The organism is Rhizobium sp. X9 (assembly GCF_018873185.1).
Taxonomy (GTDB): domain Bacteria; phylum Pseudomonadota; class Alphaproteobacteria; order Rhizobiales; family Rhizobiaceae; genus Agrobacterium; species Agrobacterium oryzihabitans.
This window is the reverse complement of the sequence record NZ_CP071312.1, coordinates 544,560-562,390: the sequence shown is the minus strand read 5'-3', so window position 1 is coordinate 562,390 and position 17,831 is coordinate 544,560. Positions and strand designations below refer to the sequence as shown.

Here is a 17,831-nt window from a genome sequence, read left to right as displayed (position 1 = left end):
GAGGCGGCTATTGCGCCTTGCAAAGGAACTGGCCCGGTTCAATGACCATTGATCCAGATAAGAAAATAGAATTGCCGACCGGGAAGGCGGAAGAGGCGGCCGACTGGCTTCTGCGCCTGCATGCGGGATCGGCAGAGCCGCGGCTGAAGGCCGAGTTCGATCGATGGCTCGCCGCATCGCCGGCAAACAGGCTTGCCTGGGAGCGGACGTGCAAGACCTGGCGCAACCTCGGCCTGGTCGAACCGGCTCTCAAGAACCTCTGGGAAGACGCACCACATCTGCCGGCCAAGGCCGAAAAACCGATATCGCGGCGGCGCTTGTCCGTTCGCCATTATGCCGGCATGGCGATGGCTGCGGCGTCCCTCTGTCTTGCGGTGCTGTTCGTGCCTGCGTTTTTCATCCGCATCGAGGCCGATTATCAGACCAGCACCGCCGAAAGCCGCACTATAACCCTCGAAGACGGCAGCCGGGTGCAGCTTGCCGCTGCGAGCGCCCTTTCCACCGATTTCACCGATGGCCGCCGCAACGTGAAGGTGCTGAAGGGCGAAGCCTTTTTTGATGTCGTGCCGGACAGCGCGCGACCCTTTGTGGTGGAGGCGAAAAACGTCACCGTTGAGGTGCTGGGCACTGCTTTCGATGTCGATCTGACCGATGGCGTAACACAGGTCGCGCTTGCGCATGGTTCCGTGGAAGCCTCCTTTCGCAATGCGGCGTCAACGCGGCTTGTTCCGGGCGAGATGCTGATTGTTGACGCCTCCGGCGCGATCCGAAAGGAAAACGTGTCGGTGGAGGATATTGGCGGCTGGCGTAACGGCGAGCTTTATGTGGTGGATGCGACGATCGGCTCGGTCGTGGAGCAGATACAGCGCTATCATCCGGCATGGCTGACGATGGCGGACAAGAGGCTGGCCGAGCAGCGGGTGACGGGTTTCTACGATCTTCGCAACCCGGACCGCGCGCTGGAAGCCTTGGTGGAACCTTATAACGGCAAGGTGCATGCGATTGGCGGCAGCGCCCGCATCATCACCCGCTTCTGAAACAGGTGGAAACAAAAAATCATATTTATTTTCAGTAATTTATAAAATTTCTTCCGAAAGCCTGAAAAAAATTGCCGCGGCAATCGTCTTTTTGTTGAGTAATCCGGTCAAGATATTTCCGGAGAGAAAGACAGGAAGACGAAAGCAATATGCGCTGCCACATACGTATGAACGGTTCAGGGACAAAAGCGGGGAACCGGGCACGCAGAACCGTGCTTTTGGCGACGACGGCAGTCGTCGTTTCAATCTCGATGCCGGTTTTTGCGCAGACCGGGCCCAACGCCGCCAATAGCCAAGGCCCGAGCGGCGAGCAGGGTACAACGCGGCCCTTTAACATTCCCGCCCAGTCGCTGTCCTCCGTCGTGGGTGCTTTCGGACGCCAGTCCGGGCTTCAGGTCACGCTTGCCACACCATCGGCCGGCAATGTGCGCACCAATGCCGTCACCGGCAGTTTCACGGTGCGGGAGGCGCTTTCCCGGCTTCTGGCCGGCACCGGCGTTAATTTCCGGATCGCTGGAAACGGCAGAACCGTCATCATCGGCACAGGGCAGGGCGCCGCAGACCTTTCCGGGGCGGAAGGCACGACCGTTCTGGAAGAAATTACCGTGACCGGCAAGACGGGACGTAATTCCATCGACGGTGCCGGTTATCAGGGGACGCCCGACTGGGTTTATGAAACCCCCGCCAGCGTCAGCGTCGTCAGCCGCCAGGCGATACAGTCCGCCGGCGTGCGCAACACACGCGATGTCTTCAATCGCGTATCGGGCGTTTACGCCGGTGAAGGCAACGGCAGTTTCCCGACCGTTTCACCCAATGTGCGCGGCTTGCAGGAAAGCGGCCGCGTGGTCGTTTCCATCGACGGGGCGCGACAGAATGCGCAGCGTGGTTTCAGCACCGGTGGCGCCTCGATTTATTCTGCCAATAACGGCCAGGCCTATGTGGATGTGGCCTTCATCCGCGCCGTCGAGGTGGAAAAAATGACCAACGCCACATCCGGCAATGCCGGTTCGCTGGGCGGAAAGGTCGAGTTTCGAACCGTCAGCGCCGCCGATCTCATCCCTGAGGGTGCAAACAAGGGCGGAGAGGTGAATGTTTCCCGCGGCACCAATGGTTACGATTTTCAGGGTTCGGTTTTGGCTGCTGTCCGAGAGCCGGATGGCCCACTCTCCTTCGTTGCCGGTTACAGCCGTACAGTCATGGATGAATACAAGATCGGCACCAGAGGCGAGGCCCGAAGCACCGCCTTGACCATGAAGGACCTGCTTGGCCGGGATGGCTGGTCTAGTTTTTTCAAGGGTGAAGGTGACTTCGGGGATGTGAAGGCGTCGCTGTCGTGGATGCACCAGCAGAATGATTTCGTTCAGGGCGCCGCCGAACAGATAGACCGGGAGAGTGTGCGTAACGACAGCATCGTTGCCAAGCTGGACTGGGATCCTCAAAGCGAACTCATAGACTTCAAGTCGTCGCTGTGGCTGAACGACAATATGACGCACGAGTTGCGATCGGCGCGCAAAGGATATGCTGTTGAAACGAACCTTGATATGGGCCTGCGCAGTTTCGGCGGCAGTGTCGAAAACACTAGTCGCTTCGATACGAAGGCCGGTGCGCTCAGCCTAAACTACGGTGCGGAAGCTTTCAGGGACATTTCCTCATCGGTTGCTACAAGTGCTGCCATCGCGAACAATCCCGCCTTTGCCAGCAGCTACACCGCTTTCAGCCCGCCCGGGCGGCGTGACGTGGCGAGCCTGTTTTTAAACGGTGAACTTGAGCCTGCGGACTGGATAGTGATAAGCGGCGGCGTACGGTACGACTGGTCGCGTCTGAAGGGCAAGTCGACATATTACGATGAAATTTCGTATTTGAGCACGATCACCGTTGCATGTGATCCGATTGGAAACAACTACACAGCATCTCAATATTATTACGCTGTTTTCCTTCCGCAGAATCCCGGCACCAATATTACCGAGGCGAGGTTTCTTAGCCGGGTCTGGAGCACAGTTTCTTCCACCTGTATGCCGGGAACCGGGCCATCGGCTACGCGATACGATCCCGTCACCGAAAATCCCGCCTATGAGATGGATATCGACCGTACCTATAGTGCTTGGCTGCCCTCCGCCACGATAGAATTCAAGCCGTTCGACTGGTTCCGCCCCTATGTGAGCTATTCCCAGAGCTTGCGTCCGCCAACAACTCTTGAGGCTTTTTTCGCCGGTGCGCGTCCAGGGGATTCCGTTGGCTACGAGTATGCGCCGAACCAATTTCTGAGAGCCGAAAAAGCCACAACCTATGAAATCGGCGCGAATATGAGTTTCGACGGTGTGCTGCTGGACCACGATTCCGTGCGCATCAAAATGGCCGCCTTCCGCCGCGAGGTTAAGGATTATATCGCTCTTGGTTATCTCGTCACGGATCAGGTCGCGAACCGCACCTATACCAGCTTCGTCAATCTCGATGGAACGACTTACATGCGTGGGCTCGAATTCGAGGGCAATTATGATGCGCGGAGCTTTTGGCTCGGCGGCTCGGCAACGCTGCTGAAGACTGACTGGCCGGACAAAACACAGGTATTTTCGAACGGCACGACCACGACAAGCGGTGAGATCGTCGCGTGGCCAGGCGATGTCGCGCCCAAGGTGAAGCTCACGCTCGATGGTGGCATGCGTTTTCTAGACGAAAAACTCTCTCTGGGAGCACGGCTCAACCATGTCACGCCGACACAGTCACGCACGCTCGATACGGAGGGCAATCTGCGCGAGGTGACCGATCCCTACACGACGGTGGATCTCTATGGTTCCTATGCCTTCAACGATAAGGCGACACTTCGTTTCGCCGTCAACAATCTGACGGACCGCAAATATATTCCGGCCACAAGCGCCTACACCGCGCCGGGCCGCACCTTTATCGCGACGATGAACGTGAAGTTTTGATGCGCGGAAGAAACTCTCCGGGCTGGGTTGCAGCCCCTCCCGGAGATGAAACGCCTTCGTCTCATGACAAAGGTATCCCTATTGGCCAGCAAAGGAGTACACCTATGGCTACCACAATTCAACTGACGCAGTCTTCCTCCGACCTGATCGGTTATCTGAACGGTTGGACGAGCGGTTTTGGTTCGACCTATGGTGCGTTCTACGACGCTCAGACCAGCTCTCTCGCCACGACCACCATCGATCCGAACACGACCTATGAGGCTTGGGGCGATGGCAGCAACGGCGGCAAGGGCATCGTCATGAGCGGCGCTCTGCAATACTCCCAGGGTAACCTGACGGGGTCGGTTGACAGCATCGTTCTGGGTACCGGCTACAGCCAGTCCACCAGCGGCATCGCCGTCAGCCAGCAGGAACTGCTGATCGATCCTGACAGCTCCTATTCGCTCGCTGGTGCGCGCGACCTGCTCGATCTCGCCGTTTACCAGCTTGCGCGTTTCGGCTCGCTGGCCGGTTTCTATGACTACTTCGCTGCCACTGGCACTGTGATCGAGGATACCGCGTCTTCGAACACGCTGACCGGCTTTGCCGGCGCTGATACATTTGTGTTCTCGGGTGGTAACGATATCGTAACCGCAGGACCAACCGGCACCTATGGTTATCAGGATGGTACTGATAAGCTTGATGTATCGGGTTGGGGCTCGACCTCGGTCGCTGACCTGTTCTGGTATAACCTCAACGGCAATGCGGTAGTGGAATCTGACTCCAACGCATCAGTTTCGATCACACTCGTAGGCGTCGATGCAAATGTACTCGACGCATCGGACTTCATTTTCGCCAGCGCAACGGCGCTTGCCGCGTAAAGGAAAATCAGGCTGTGGGCTTTCAAAACCACCAGCAGACACCGCCGCAGTCCCTCACTGCGGCGGTTGTTTCGCCCCTTAAAAGCACGTTTCTCGGCGTTGCGCTCGTCAGTGGCGTGGTCAATATACTCGCGCTCACGTCGCCGCTCTTTATGTTGCAGGTTTATGACCGGGTGCTGGCAAGCGGCAGCCTGCCGACGCTGGTCGGGCTCGCCCTTCTCGCGCTTGGCCTTTACGGCTTTCAGTGCCTGCTCGATATCATCCGTGCCCGCGTTCTGATCCGCATCGGTGAAGATTTCGACATGCGTTATTCCGGCAGGGTGCATGATGCGGTGGTGCGTCTTCCGCTCGTCAACCGCATGCCGGGTGACGGTCTGCAGCCGCTGCGCGATCTCGACAATGTGCGCGGTTTTCTCTCCGGCACGGGACCGACCGCCTTTTTTGATCTGCCGTGGATGCCGCTTTATCTCGGCATATGTTTTCTGTTTCATTTCTGGATCGGCGTAACGGCGCTTGCTGGCGCGGTGCTGCTCGTTTCCCTCACGATCCTCACCAACATCTTCTCGCAGAAGCCGATCCGCGACACTATGGTGGAAAACATGGCGCGCAACCGGCAATTGGAGGCCTCGCGCCGCAATGCCGAGGTCGTGCAGGCCATGGGGCTCGGCGGCCGGCTCGGCAAACGCTGGCAGATCTCCAACGAGGCCTATCTCGCCGCCAATCGCAAGGCGGGAGATGTGGCCGGCGGTCTCGGCAATATTGCGAAATCCCTGCGGGTCGTGCTGCAATCGGCCATTCTGGCGGTTGGTGCGTGGCTGGTCATCAACCAGGAAGCCTCTGGCGGCGTGATGATCGCAAGCTCGATCATGATGGGTCGGGCGCTCGCGCCCGTCGATCTGGCGATTTCCAACTGGAAATCCTTCGTGGCGGCCCGGCAGAGCTGGGCGCGGCTGAAAGAGCTTTTCGCGCAGATGCCGGCCACGGCCGCAGCAATGGCTCTGCCGAAGCCCGAGACGGAACTGCGGGTCGAAAACGTCACCATCGTTCCGCCGGGGGAGAGAAAGCCGACCGTTGTAGGACTTGGTTTTGTCGTGACCGCCGGAAACGCGCTCGGCGTCATCGGCCCGTCCGGCTCGGGCAAATCCACCCTTTCGCGCATTCTCACCGGTGCCTGGATGCCGGCCGCCGGCAAGGTGCGGCTCGATGGCGCGAGCTTCGATCAATGGGATCGCGAAGCTCTCGGCCGCCACATCGGTTATCTGCCGCAGGGCGTGGAGCTTTTCGACGGCACGATCGGCGAAAACATCTCCCGTTTCGAGGACAAACCCGATCCCGAGGCCATCATCATGGCGGCGAAAGCTGCGGGTGCCCACGAACTGATCCTGCGTTTCGAAAAGGGTTACGACAGCGACATAGGTGAAGCCGGCTCCGCGCTTTCGGCAGGACAGCGCCAGCGCATCGGTCTTGCCCGTGCACTTTATGGCGATCCTTTCATTGTGGTGCTGGACGAGCCGAACGCCAATCTCGATGCGGAAGGCGAAGCGGCCGTCGTCAGGGCGATTGCGTCTGTCAAGGCGCGCAACGGCATCGCCGTTGTCGTTGCGCATCGGCCGAGCGCGATTGGTGCCGTCGATTTCATTTTGATGATGGAGGAGGGGCGGATGAAAGCCTTCGGCCCGCGCGACGAGGTGCTGTCAAAGGTGCTGCGCGTTCCGCAGGGGCAGGCGGTCAAGGGATTTGCCGCATCCGCCCAGACGGTCTCACCGCTGCGTGTCGTTGCCAATACCCAGGTTCAGCCGGTTGTCCTGGAAGAGGGTAATCAGGAAGGAGATGCGGATGTCAAAAATTGATCAGCGCACCCATGTGTCCCGCTCCATCCGCAAACATCTTCTTGCCGGCCTTGCCGCAAGTGTTGCGCTGCTGGCCGGTGTCGGCGGGTGGGCCGCGACGACCAATCTTGCCGGTGCGGTCGTGGCGTCCGGGCATCTAGTCGTGGATTCCTACAGCAAGAAAGTGCAGCACCCCAAAGGTGGCGTCGTCGGCGAAATTCTGGTGAGCGAGGGTGGCAGGGTAAAGGCCGGCGATGTCGTCATGCGTCTCGACGCGACCCAGACCCGCGCCAATCTCGCCATCGTCACCAAGCGGCTGGACGAGCTCAGCGCACGCATGGCAAGGCTGGAGGCCGAGCGTGACGATCTGGCGGAACTCACTTTTCCGCAGGCTCTTGTCGCGCGCAAGGACGATCCGGATGTCGCTTCCGCCATGCGCAGCGAAACCAAGCTGTTCGAATTCCGCAAATCTTACCGCGAGGGGCGCAAAGCGCAGCTATCCGAGCGCATCACCCAGTTCGAGCACGAGATTGAAGGCCTGAAGGCGCAGGAGGTTGCCTATGACAATGGCCTTGCCGTTCTGCAGGCCGAGATCATCTCGCAGAAATCCCTCCGGGAACAGGGTGTCGTCTCCGTGCAGCGGCTGAACAGCCTGCAGACCCAGGCCGCGACATTTGGCGGCGAGCGTGGCGAAAAAATCGCCTATCAGGCGCAGACGGCAGGCCGGATCACCGAGACGAAACTGCAAATTCTCCAGATCGATCAGGAACTCCGCACCGAGGTCGGGCGCGAACTTCGCGAGATACAGGCTCAGATGGGCGAATATGTCGAGCGGAAGGTGGCTGCCGAGGATGAGCTGAAACGTATCGATATCATCGCGCCGCAATCCGGCATGGTGCATGAAATGGCGGTGCATACCGTGGGCGGCGTGGTGACACCCGCCGATCCGATCATGCTCATCGTGCCCGACGGAGATGAGCTGGCGCTGGAGGTGCAGATCGTACCGAAGGATATCGACCAGCTGCAGCTGGGGCAAAAAGCCATGCTGCGCATGACAGCCTTCAACCAGCGCGTCACGCCGGAACTGGAAGGCCATGTCAGTCGCATCGCGGCGGATATCACCACCGACCAGCGCAGCGGTCTGTCCTATTATCTGGCGAGAATTTCAGTGCCGGTCTCCGAGCGGGAAAAGCTGAACAATGCGCCGCTGGTGCCGGGCATGCCTGCTGAGGCCTTCATCCAGACCAGCGAAAGGACCGCATTGTCCTATATCGCCAAACCGCTGACGGACCAGATCAGCCGCGCCTTCCGGGAGGACTGAAGCTTCAGGCAGACAGCGGACGGGTCATGCCCCGTCCGCAAAGCGGAAGGCAGGAAAACCATGAACATCGGCCGGAATGGCCCAGACGCCGCCGGAATGGGGAAAGCGCGAACGGGTCTCCTCACTCATCTTGTTTCCGTGTGAGGTGACGAACAGGGTCCGGAAATCCTCGCCACCAAAACAGGACATGGTGGGATGCGGTACGGGCATCCGGATTTTATTGAATGGCTTGCCGTCATCATCGTAAACATTCAGCACGCCAGCGGAAACGCCGGCGCTCCAGTACCTGCCGGCGCCATCCACGCAGCCGCCGTCCGGACGGCCATCTTCCTCGGTTGGCCGAGCGATGATCCGGCCGTCGTCGAAAGTGCCGCTGCTCTTGTCGAAACGTCGCCTGCGAATCCATTGCTGAACGGAATCGCTATGCCACATCACCGATCCGTCGGCGGAAAAGGCGAGGCCGTTGGGACAGGTCATCCCCGTCTCCATAAGACGTATGTCGTTTGCGGTGACCCGCCATAATTGACCTTTCGGTCGTATCTCGCTGAACGGCCCACCATCCATGGTGCCAACCCAGAATGCGCCGTCCGGGCCGACACGGCCATCATTCAGCCGGCAGGGCAGGGCATCGGGCGCGGGTATGGTGACGAGTATTTGCACCGTGTCGCTTTCAGGATCAACCAGCAGGATCTGCATTCCACACGCGACGATCAGCCTGCCGCTTTCACAAAGGCCAAGACAGGAGACGGTGTCCGCAAGGGTGCATGTCCAGTATGTCCGGCTGGAAGGGGCGAAGGAATGGAGCTTTTTCTCCACGATATCGCACCAGAAAAGGGCTTGTCGCCGTTCGTCCCATACGGGGGATTCCGCAAGCGTGCCGATCACGTCGCAGAAAAGTTCCGCCTGTCCCAAATTCCGCATTATCTCTGCCATTGTAATTTCAGTTCGTCCGGTCTGATGTTTGCAGGATTTTCGCCCTAGTCGAAATATTCGCGGTGAGCCTCGTATATTTGCGACAAAATGCCAAGGACGCGTCGCAGATGCTGGCGCAGCCATTCCACGGCGCGCTCTTCATCCCTGGCTTTGACCGCGTCATAGACAGCCTCATGTTCGGAAAGCAGGCGGGCCATATGGGCCTCATCGGTTATGGCGAGCACCCGCAACCGGTCCAGTGCCGCCTTTTCCCGCATCAGCAGTGTTTCCAGACGGTCAAGGCCGGTGGCGGCGGCCAGCGCGCTATGAAACTGATCGTCATGCATGCGGAACGCTTTTCTGTCGCCGTCCACGATCGCCTGGCGCTGGGCGGCCAGAGCCTGTTCGATGTCGCGCATCGCCCGGGTGGACAAATCCATCTGGCAAAGCCTGCGAATGGCGGCCACTTCAAGCGCCTCGCGGATGAATTGAGCGCTTCTGATCTGCTGTTCCGAAAGCTTTGAAACATAGGTTCCCCGGCTTGGCAGGGTAACGATCAGCCCGTCATCGCGAAGACGGCTCAATGCCTCGCGAACAGGCGTGCGGCTGGAATTGAAAAGCTGGCCGATATCGTTTTCCGACACGGCCTGACCCGGTGCAAGCTGTCTTGCGAGGATGGCGCCCTTCAGCGCGGCATAGATTTGGTCCACCGCGGGACGGTTCAAATCCAGCGGCTCCATCTCCGGGGTCGGGCGCTCTGTCGTCAGGCCTTTTCGCATTTTTCCCCCTGCTTCCGGCAATTCTCATAATCCTGTTTACCGGAATGCAAATTTATTGACAACCGGCATACCGGTATGCACTTTTACCGCCAAGCGTGGGTTGGGAGGCTCGCGGTCATGCGGACAGGCAAAACTTTTGTCATTGTTGGTGCGGGAATGGTGGCCAGAACCCATGTGCTGGCAGCGGCCGCCTGTGCCGATAAAATGACGCTCAAGGGACTTGTCGATGGCGGCTCCGGGCGGGCGGCACGCCTTGCAGAAGAGGCATCCAAACTTGTCGGGAATGATGTCGCCGTCTATCGATCCATTGAGGAGGTCGCCGACGATCCCGAGGTGGATTTTGCCATTGTTGCGACACCGCCGAACGCCCGCGCAAGCGTGGTCCAGCCGCTCGCGCGCGCCGGCAAACATATCCTTCTTGAAAAGCCGGTTGCCCGCGGCACAGTGGAAGCCGAGGAACTTGTTGCTTTCTGCCGCGGGGCCGGTGTCACGCTCGGCATTGTTTTCCAGCACCGTATGCGGGCGGCATCCCGAAAGGCGAAAGAGCTGATTGCCAGCGGCACCCTCGGTGCACTCGGTGTCTGCGAGATTTCCGTGCCCTGGTGGCGCACCCAGGCCTACTACGACGAGCCGGGGCGCGGATCGCGGGAGCGGGATGGCGGCGGCGTTCTGATATCGCAGGCGATCCATACGATCGATCTAGCGCTCAGCCTTGCCGGTCCGGTCGCGCGGGTGCAGGCCATGGCGGCAACGACGCGGTTTCACAGGATGGAGACGGAGGATTTCGTCTCTGCCGGGCTGCGTTTCGAAAACGGCGCCGTAGGCTCACTGGTGGCAAGTACCGCCAGTTTTCCCGGCGGGGCGGAAACAATTACCCTGCATTTTGAAAAGGCAAGTCTGAGACTCGCTTCCGGAGTGCTGCATGTGGACTGGAGGGACGGGCGCAACGAGGCTTTTGGCGGTGCTGCGTCCGGCACCGGCGGCGGCGCCGATCCCATGGCCTTCACCCATGAATGGCATCAGGCTGTCCTTGAGGATTTCGTCGATGCCCTCGTTTCGGAGCGTGATCCGGTGGTAACCGGTAAGGCCGCGCTCCTTTCTCACCGACTGATCGATGCAATTGTCAAATCCGCCGAAGGCGGCAAGGAAGTGGAACTGCGCAATGACTAAACCAATCAAATTTGCGGCTCTCGGTATCGAGCACCGGCATATTTTTGGCATGTCACAGAACATGCTGAATGCCGGGGCGGAATTTGCCGGCTGGTGGACGGAAGGCGAACCAGAAGTCGTGGAAGGTTTCCTGAAACGGTTCCCCGACGTTCCGCGCATGAAGAGCGTTGAAGACGTGCTTGACGACCCGACCATCGACCTTGTCCTGATCGCCGATGTTCCGAAGAACCGTGCCGATCTTGCTGTCCGTGCCATGGATGCGGGCAAGGATGTGATGTCGGACAAGCCGGGATGCACGACTCTCGCGCAACTGGAACGTTTGCGCGAGGCCGTTGCCCGGACCAAACGCATCTGGTCGGTCAATTTTTCGGAACGTTTCGAGGTGCCAAGCGTGACGAAGGCCACGGAGCTGGTGGCCGCAGGCGCAATCGGACGGGTGGTACAGACCATCGGCATGGGGCCGCACCGTCTCAACCGGGCGCTGCGCGCCAACTGGTTTTTCGATCTGGAGTCCTATGGCGGCATCCTGACCGATATTGCCAGCCACCAGATCGACCAGTTCATGTTCTTTACTGGCTCGACGCAGGTGGAAGTGGTTTCGGCGACGGTGGCGAATTACGCCAATCCCGGCGATCCGGGTTTGCAGGACTTCGGTGAGGTGCTGCTGCGCGGTGACCGGGGCCACGGTTACATCCGCGTCGACTGGTATACGCCCGATGCGCTGCCGACCTGGGGCGATGGCCGCCTGACCATTCTGGGAACGGAAGGCTATATCGAGCTCCGGAAATATGTCGATCTCGGCAACAAGCCGGGCACTGACCGGCTCATTCTCGTCAATGGCGACCGCTGCGAATATATCGATGCTTCCGATGCCGGCCTGCCCTATTTCGACCGCCTGTCGGCCGATATCCGCAACCGCACCGAAACCGCCATGCCGCAAGCGCACGTGTTCAAGGTTTGCGAACTGGCGCTTCAGGCGCAGGCAAAGGCTGAAGGGAGAGCGGCATGATCGGCGTTGCAATCATCGGCGCCGGCATCGGCGCATTGCATCTGAAGGGGTATCGCGCACTTTCCGGGCGTTACGCGGTCAAGGCAATCTGCGATCTCGATCTGGAGCGGGCGCGCAAGCTTGCCGAGGATGACCCCTCGATAAAGGTGACCGCCAGCCTGGATGAGGTACTGGCGGATGAGAGCATCTCGCTGATCGACATATGCCTGCCGCCGCACCTGCATTTTCCGGTTGCCCTGCAGGCCCATGCCGCCGGCAAGGATGTGATCTGCGAAAAGCCGCTGGTGCGTTCGCTGGAAGAGGCGAATGCGCTGCTGCTTTCGGTGAAGAACACGGGGCGTCAGGTCTTCCCGGTTTTCCAGTATCGTTTCGGCCATGCCATGCGGCAGCTGCGCGCGCTCATCGATGCCGGTCTTGCGGGCAAAGCCTTTGTCGCCAGTTCCGAAGTGCACTGGAACCGGGGCGCAGACTACTACTCCATTCCTTGGCGCGGCACGTGGAAAGGCGAATGCGGCGGCGCGACCCTCGGCCATGCCATTCATGCCCATGATCTCATCTGCCACGTGCTGGGTCCCGTCGAGGAAGTATTCGCGTTTGCCGATACGCGGGTGAACACCATCGAAACGGAAGATTGCGCCGCCATCAGTCTGCGCATGAAGAGTGGGGCATTGGTCACAAGCTCCGTCACGCTCGGCGCGGGTAATGATACGTCACGGCTGCGCTTCTGTTTCGAGGGGCTGACCGCCGAAAGCGGCACCAAGCCTTATGCGCCGGCCGAAGACACCTGGCGCTTCACGGCACGCGCGCCGACGACGCAGGAGGAGATCGACGCGGTTCTGGCAAAGGTCGGCACAGGGCTGGATGGCTTTGCCGGTTTCCTCGAAGCTATCGCGGATGCGGTGGAGGGCCGTGGCGGCAATGAAGTGACCGTGGCTGACGGGTTGCGATCCATCGAACTCGTCACCGCCATCTACAAATCCGTGCGTCAGGGACAGCCGGTGCGGTTGCCGCTGACTTCCGATGACGATCTCTACAAGGGCTGGGCGCCGCAGGCGCCGGTTTTGCGGGAAGCCTGACATGACCGACAGGAAATTGAGATCCGACCGCTGGTTCGCTCCTGACGACCTGCGCAGTTTCGGCCATCGCTCGCGCATGATGCAGCTCGGTTATGCGGAAGAGGATTTTGTCGGCAAGCCGGTTATCGGCATCCTCAACACCTGGTCGGAGCTGAATACCTGCCACGCGCATTTTCCCGAACGCGTGAAGGATGTGAAGCGCGGTGTCTTGCAGGCGGGCGGCTTCCCGGTCGAGATGCCGTCTCTCTCGGTCGATGAGAGTTTCACCAAGCCGACATCGATGCTCTACCGCAACATGCTGGCGATGGAGACGGAGGAAATGATCCGCTCTCATCCGCTTGATGGCGTGGTGCTGATGGGCGGTTGTGACAAGACGACGCCCGGCCTCGTCATGGGTGCAATCTCGGCCGGCGTGCCGATGATCTATCTGCCGGCCGGGCCGATGCTGCGCGGCAATTATGCCGGCAAGGTGCTGGGGTCCGGCTCCGACGCCTGGAAATATTGGGACGAGAGGCGGGCCGGCAATGTCAGCGATGAGGAGTGGCGTGGGCTTCAGGGCGGTATCGCCCGTTCCGCCGGCGTCTGCATGACCATGGGCACCGCATCGACCATGACGGCTATTGCCGATGCCCTGGGGCTCACCCTGCCGGGCGCGTCTTCCATTCCGGCGGTGGATGCCGAACACCAGCGCATGTCTGCCGCCTGTGGGCGCCGCATCGTGGAAATGGTGGGTGAGGATCTGACCCCGGACGGCATTCTGACGGCGGCCGCGTTCCGCAATGCCGCCATCGTCGCGATGGCGACCGGCTGTTCGACCAATGCCGTCGTGCACTTGATCGCCATGGCGCGCCGCGCCGGTGTGCCGCTGACGCTTGACGATCTGGATGAGCTTGGCCGCGTCACGCCGCTCATCGCCAATGTCCGCCCCTCCGGCAAGGACTATCTGATGGAGGACTTCTATTATGCGGGCGGCCTGCGTGCGTTGATGAAGCAGCTTGAAAGCCGCCTCGACTGTTCCGCCTTGACGGTGACCGGCCGCAGCATGGGCGAAAATCTCGAGGGCGCAAAGGTTTATAATGACGATGTGATCCGTTCACTCGACAATCCGGTTTATGCGGAAGGTTCACTCGCCGTTTTGCGCGGCAATCTCTGTCCGGACGGTGCGGTCATCAAACCCGCCGCCTGCGATCCGAAATTTCACATCCATGAAGGTCCGGCACTGGTTTTTGACAGCTATCCCGAGATGAAGGCGGCGATCGACGATGAAAATCTCGATGTGACGCCGGATCATGTGCTGGTGTTGCGCAATGCCGGCCCGCTTGGCGGCCCCGGTTTTCCAGAGTGGGGCATGCTGCCGATCCCCAAGGCGCTGATCAGACAAGGCCATCGCGACATGCTGCGCATCTCCGATGCCCGCATGTCCGGCACTTCTTATGGCGCCTGCGTTCTGCATGTCGCGCCGGAGAGCTTTATCGGCGGACCGCTCGCCTTGCTGAAGTCAGGCGATATCGTGCGGCTTGATCTGCCGCAGCGTCGTCTGGACATGCTGGTTAGCGATGAGGAGGTCGCTCGCCGTCGGGCCACCTGGCAGGCACCGCCGCCGCGTTATGAGCGCGGCTATGGCTACATTTTCTCGAAACACGTGAGCCAGGCCGATCAGGGATGCGATTTCGACTTCTTGCAGACCGATTTCGGCCGCTCGGCCGGTGAGCCGGATATTTTTTAGGCCATGTGCCATCAAGCAGAATGACAGGAGACACCGGATGAACAACGAGACGCGCGAAAAGCTGATGACGATTTCCGTCGCAACACTGGCAACGGCGCTTTATAAGCGCGGCTTGCGAAACCAGGTCATTCAGGGCGTGCATCCGCTCGGTTACAAGGGCACGAATATGGTCGGCCCGGCTTTTACCCTCAGATACATGCCCGCGCGTGAGGATCGCAACCAGCTCGTTGAATTTCGCAATCCCGCCCATCCGCAACGCGTCGCCATTGAAACCTGCCCGCCGGGCCATGTGATGGTGATCGACAGCCGCAAGGATGCGAGCGCCGCCTCGGCCGGTGATATTCTGGTCACGCGGCTGATGGTTCGCGGCGGTGCGGGCATCGTTACCGATGGCGGTTTTCGTGACGCGGCCACGATTGCCGAGCTGGATATTCCGGCCTACCACACACGCCCTTCCAGCCCGACCAATCTGACCAAACACGAGGCGATCGAGATCAACGGCCCGATCGGCTGCGGTGACGCGCCGGTCTTTCCCGGCGACATCATCGTTGGCGACGCTGACTGCGTCATCGTCATTCCCGCCGGCATTGCCGACGAGATTGCCACCGAGGCGGTGGAAATGACGGCTTATGAGGATTTCGTGGTGGAGCAGGTCAAGGCGGGTCAGTCGATCATCGGGCTTTATCCCTGCACCAAGGAAGAACACCAGACAGCCTTTGCCGAATGGCGCAAGACGAACAACCGCTGAGCCCGGTTACAGCCATCCAAGTGCTTTCGCCGCGCGGATTGCCTCCGCGCGGCGTTTGCAATCCAGCTTGCGGAACAGGTTTCCAAGATGGAATTTCACCGTCACTTCCGAGATGTTGAGCGTCTGAGCGATCTTCTTGTTTGACATGCCGCTGGCCAGCAGTTGCAGCATCTGTGCTTCCCGCTGTGAAAGCCCGCCATGCAGGGCGCGTGCCTGCGGTGAATTCACCGAAGCGGCGAAAATCGACAGCGCGGTTCGGACATCGGAAGAGGTTTCGATGAAACTGCGGATACGGCGATTGTTCAGAAGCGGCGACAGGAATATGCGCTCCTCCGACAGGACGCCGTTGCAGCCAAGGCGCGTTGCCGATTCAAGAGCGGTGAGGATATGGGCGCGGGCGCCGGCATTGTCGCGGCGCTGGTGTGCGGCATAGCTCTGCCAGATTCTGAGCGCGACCTTTTCACGGTTGGTAACCTTGGGATTGGCGATCATCGCGTCGATCTGGCGGGAGAGATAGGCGCGCGGCGTGAAAAGATGCACCGCATCGCGCAACCAGGCCATCACATAGGCGATTTCGTCGCGGCGCATCAGCCGGGAAAGGTCCTCATGCGCACTTTCCACCCAGTTGCGGCCCATCGGCATGCGGATTGCCGAAAGCGTCGCAGCGGCGTCCGCCCAGCGGGTGGCGTTCTGATAGGCAAGGGCTGTTCTGATCTCCATCATTGCATGGAACTGCAGCCCTTCCGAAAGATGGATCCACAGGCCATCAAGAAAGCCCGGACGAACGGTCATCGGAAAATGGTCGATCAACACCTGCGAGGCGTAAAACAGGGCAAACTGCATCAGGCTCGGCCATATCTCGGCGGCAGCGAAATGATCGAATTCATGCTCGACGAAATGCAGCAGGTCGCGCGGCTTTCCCGCCTCATAGGCAAGACAGGCTTCCGCCAGCCGCAACATCCGGAACTCCTGCGCAGCATCATGCGGCACCTGTTCCAGCTGCGCGCGCGCCTCCTGCGCCGCTCGACGGGCGAGAAGCACATCGCCGCTCATCAGCCGCAGCACGATCTGGTGCAGATGGATGAAAAATTCCAGCAGGGGCTGCCCGCCCATCTTGCGCAGATAGATCAGAGCGCGGGCGGCGGCGGCCTCGGCCTCGCGGAAATTGCGGCGGCGGATTTCGAATTCCAGCAGCGCATTGTAGTAGGCCGCCCATTTGCCGTGATCGTCCATGGGATAATCGGCCATGAACTCCGCGAGACGCGTTATCACGGCGTCATTGGGGGTCAGGTCCTCGGCGATCATCAGGTTCAGCCGGAAAGTGCGGGCGGCAAAGGAAAACCGCGAGCCACGGGAAAGCACCTTGAGTGGGTCGAGATAATCCGAACCGAGGCTCTTGCCGAGCAGATGGCGCACGCGCTGCAATTCCCCCTGTTTCAGAAGAGCGCGGGTAACGGCAAAGAGCACGGTTTCATTGGCCGCGATCATGTCCTGCGAAAACCGCATGATGATATCGCGAAACCTGTCGACGCTGCTTCGATAGATCAGTTCGCGCCCATGGGCGCGTTCGAGAATTTGCGCGGCATGGGTCTCATAACCGCGGTCGAGCAGCATCGCCATTGCCGCAAGCGCTCGCCCTTCTCTTTCGAAAGCCGAGGCGACCTCCACCACGGCGCTGCCAGCCTGCAATGTGGCGAGACGGTCTTTCGCCGCCACGGTCAGAAGCCTTATCAGCGTGCCGTGTTTTTCCGGGTTTGCGGTCAGGAACGGCGGCAGGAGTTCGGCCCAGTCCGCGCCTGGTGCTGCCGAGGGATTTTCGAGCCAGAGCGAAAGCGCAACCGTCTGCGCCGGTGACAGGTGTGGAAGATAATTTTCCCGCAGATAGTCGACGCACAGTTTTTCGTCGGCCAGGCGGGCGAGAGACAGAAAGGCAGGCCACCCCGCATAGTCATCAAGCGCGAGGCGCTTCTGTTCCGTTGGGAGGCCCGCGGCCTCATCTTGGCCGAAGACCAGTTCATCCGCCCCGATCGTCAGCGAGCCGCGATGCAGGATCTGCCGTGCCAGCCCGCTGACACGTTGATCCGGACGGCAGGCAATGACCACGAAACGCACGGTTTCCAGAATAGGGGCGGGCATGCGGACCGCGCGTGCGAAGACCGGCACATCCCAAAGCAGACAGCCTTTTGCCGCATCATCACTTCTAGGCTGGTGCGTCCGGCATACCTCGGTTCCCAGCTCGTGTGCCAGCAAGTCCATGAGAACGCTTTTTCCCGCACCTGCGGGTGCGCGCAGAAAGATCACGCCTGCGGTTTCGCTGGCGATGCGGCGGCAGAGGTGGGTGCGCGGCAGAAGCGTCATTGAGAAAGGGATAGGCGATTTGAATTCAAAAACCTATACTCATTCATCAAAAAACTATACCTTTCGGCGATTGTTCGAA

Annotated in this window: 14 protein-coding genes; 11 read left to right on the top strand and 3 right to left on the bottom strand. The window is 60.1% G+C overall.

The window, feature by feature from the left end; all coding sequences use genetic code 11:
- Positions 1-41 precede the first annotated feature (41 nt).
- The 6 genes from JZY08_RS17505 to JZY08_RS17485 all read left to right on the top strand — a co-directional run bounded on the left by JZY08_RS17505 (position 42) and on the right by JZY08_RS17485 (position 7,974).
- The gene (locus JZY08_RS17505) at positions 42-1,037 is read left to right on the top strand and encodes a FecR family protein (protein ID WP_216332839.1); all 996 of its coding nucleotides are present in this window, start codon (positions 42-44) and stop codon (positions 1,035-1,037) included.
- Positions 1,003-1,329, top strand: coding sequence for a hypothetical protein (locus tag JZY08_RS27585; RefSeq protein WP_253204133.1), 327 nt, complete (start codon positions 1,003-1,005; stop codon positions 1,327-1,329). The genes JZY08_RS17505 and JZY08_RS27585 overlap by 35 nt, the downstream gene beginning before the upstream one ends.
- Entirely contained in the window at positions 1,289-3,964 is a 2,676-nt protein-coding gene (locus JZY08_RS17500) for a TonB-dependent receptor (protein WP_253204166.1), read from the top strand. The genes JZY08_RS27585 and JZY08_RS17500 overlap by 41 nt, the downstream gene beginning before the upstream one ends.
- A gap of 104 nt (positions 3,965-4,068) precedes the next feature.
- A complete protein-coding gene (locus JZY08_RS17495; RefSeq protein WP_142170641.1) occupies positions 4,069-4,824 on the top strand; it encodes a hypothetical protein in 756 nt (251 codons plus the stop codon).
- 14 nt (positions 4,825-4,838) lie between these two features.
- Positions 4,839-6,674 (top strand): type I secretion system permease/ATPase, encoded by a 1,836-nt coding sequence (locus tag JZY08_RS17490; RefSeq protein ID WP_216332835.1) that lies wholly within the window; start codon positions 4,839-4,841, stop codon positions 6,672-6,674.
- Positions 6,661-7,974 (top strand): HlyD family type I secretion periplasmic adaptor subunit, encoded by a 1,314-nt coding sequence (locus JZY08_RS17485; protein ID WP_216332833.1) that lies wholly within the window; start codon positions 6,661-6,663, stop codon positions 7,972-7,974. Before JZY08_RS17490 ends, JZY08_RS17485 begins: the two co-directional genes overlap by 14 nt.
- Positions 7,975-7,998: 24 nt before the next feature.
- Here JZY08_RS17485 and JZY08_RS17480 read toward each other — a convergent pair whose 3' ends face one another.
- Positions 7,999-8,895 (bottom strand): SMP-30/gluconolactonase/LRE family protein, encoded by an 897-nt coding sequence (locus JZY08_RS17480; RefSeq protein ID WP_216332830.1) that lies wholly within the window; start codon positions 8,893-8,895, stop codon positions 7,999-8,001.
- Between the two features lie 56 nt (positions 8,896-8,951).
- Positions 8,952-9,665, bottom strand: a complete 714-nt coding sequence (locus JZY08_RS17475; RefSeq protein ID WP_216332828.1) for a GntR family transcriptional regulator — start codon at positions 9,663-9,665, stop codon at positions 8,952-8,954.
- A gap of 117 nt (positions 9,666-9,782) precedes the next feature.
- Between JZY08_RS17475 and JZY08_RS17470 the strand changes: the two genes are divergently transcribed.
- Genes JZY08_RS17470 through JZY08_RS17450 form a run of 5 tightly spaced genes read left to right on the top strand, consistent with a single transcriptional unit; the run spans position 9,783 to position 15,394 of the window.
- Positions 9,783-10,835 carry a Gfo/Idh/MocA family protein gene (locus JZY08_RS17470; RefSeq protein ID WP_216332827.1) on the top strand — a complete coding sequence of 351 codons (1,053 nt, stop codon included), beginning with the start codon at positions 9,783-9,785 and terminating at the stop codon, positions 10,833-10,835.
- Positions 10,828-11,844, top strand: a complete 1,017-nt coding sequence (locus JZY08_RS17465) for a Gfo/Idh/MocA family protein (protein WP_216332824.1) — start codon at positions 10,828-10,830, stop codon at positions 11,842-11,844. Before JZY08_RS17470 ends, JZY08_RS17465 begins: the two co-directional genes overlap by 8 nt.
- Positions 11,841-12,920, top strand: a complete 1,080-nt coding sequence (locus tag JZY08_RS17460) for a Gfo/Idh/MocA family protein (RefSeq protein WP_082185702.1) — start codon at positions 11,841-11,843, stop codon at positions 12,918-12,920. Before JZY08_RS17465 ends, JZY08_RS17460 begins: the two co-directional genes overlap by 4 nt.
- 1 nt (position 12,921) lies before the next feature.
- Positions 12,922-14,646 carry an L-arabinonate dehydratase gene (gene araD, locus JZY08_RS17455; protein ID WP_216332821.1) on the top strand — a complete coding sequence of 575 codons (1,725 nt, stop codon included), beginning with the start codon at positions 12,922-12,924 and terminating at the stop codon, positions 14,644-14,646.
- Between the two features lie 37 nt (positions 14,647-14,683).
- Positions 14,684-15,394, top strand: coding sequence for a ribonuclease activity regulator RraA (locus tag JZY08_RS17450; RefSeq protein WP_216332818.1), 711 nt, complete (start codon positions 14,684-14,686; stop codon positions 15,392-15,394).
- Between the two features lie 6 nt (positions 15,395-15,400).
- Here the strand turns inward: JZY08_RS17450 and JZY08_RS17445 are convergent, their stop codons facing one another.
- Entirely contained in the window at positions 15,401-17,752 is a 2,352-nt protein-coding gene (locus tag JZY08_RS17445) for a LuxR C-terminal-related transcriptional regulator (protein WP_216332816.1), read from the bottom strand.
- Positions 17,753-17,831 lie beyond the last annotated feature (79 nt).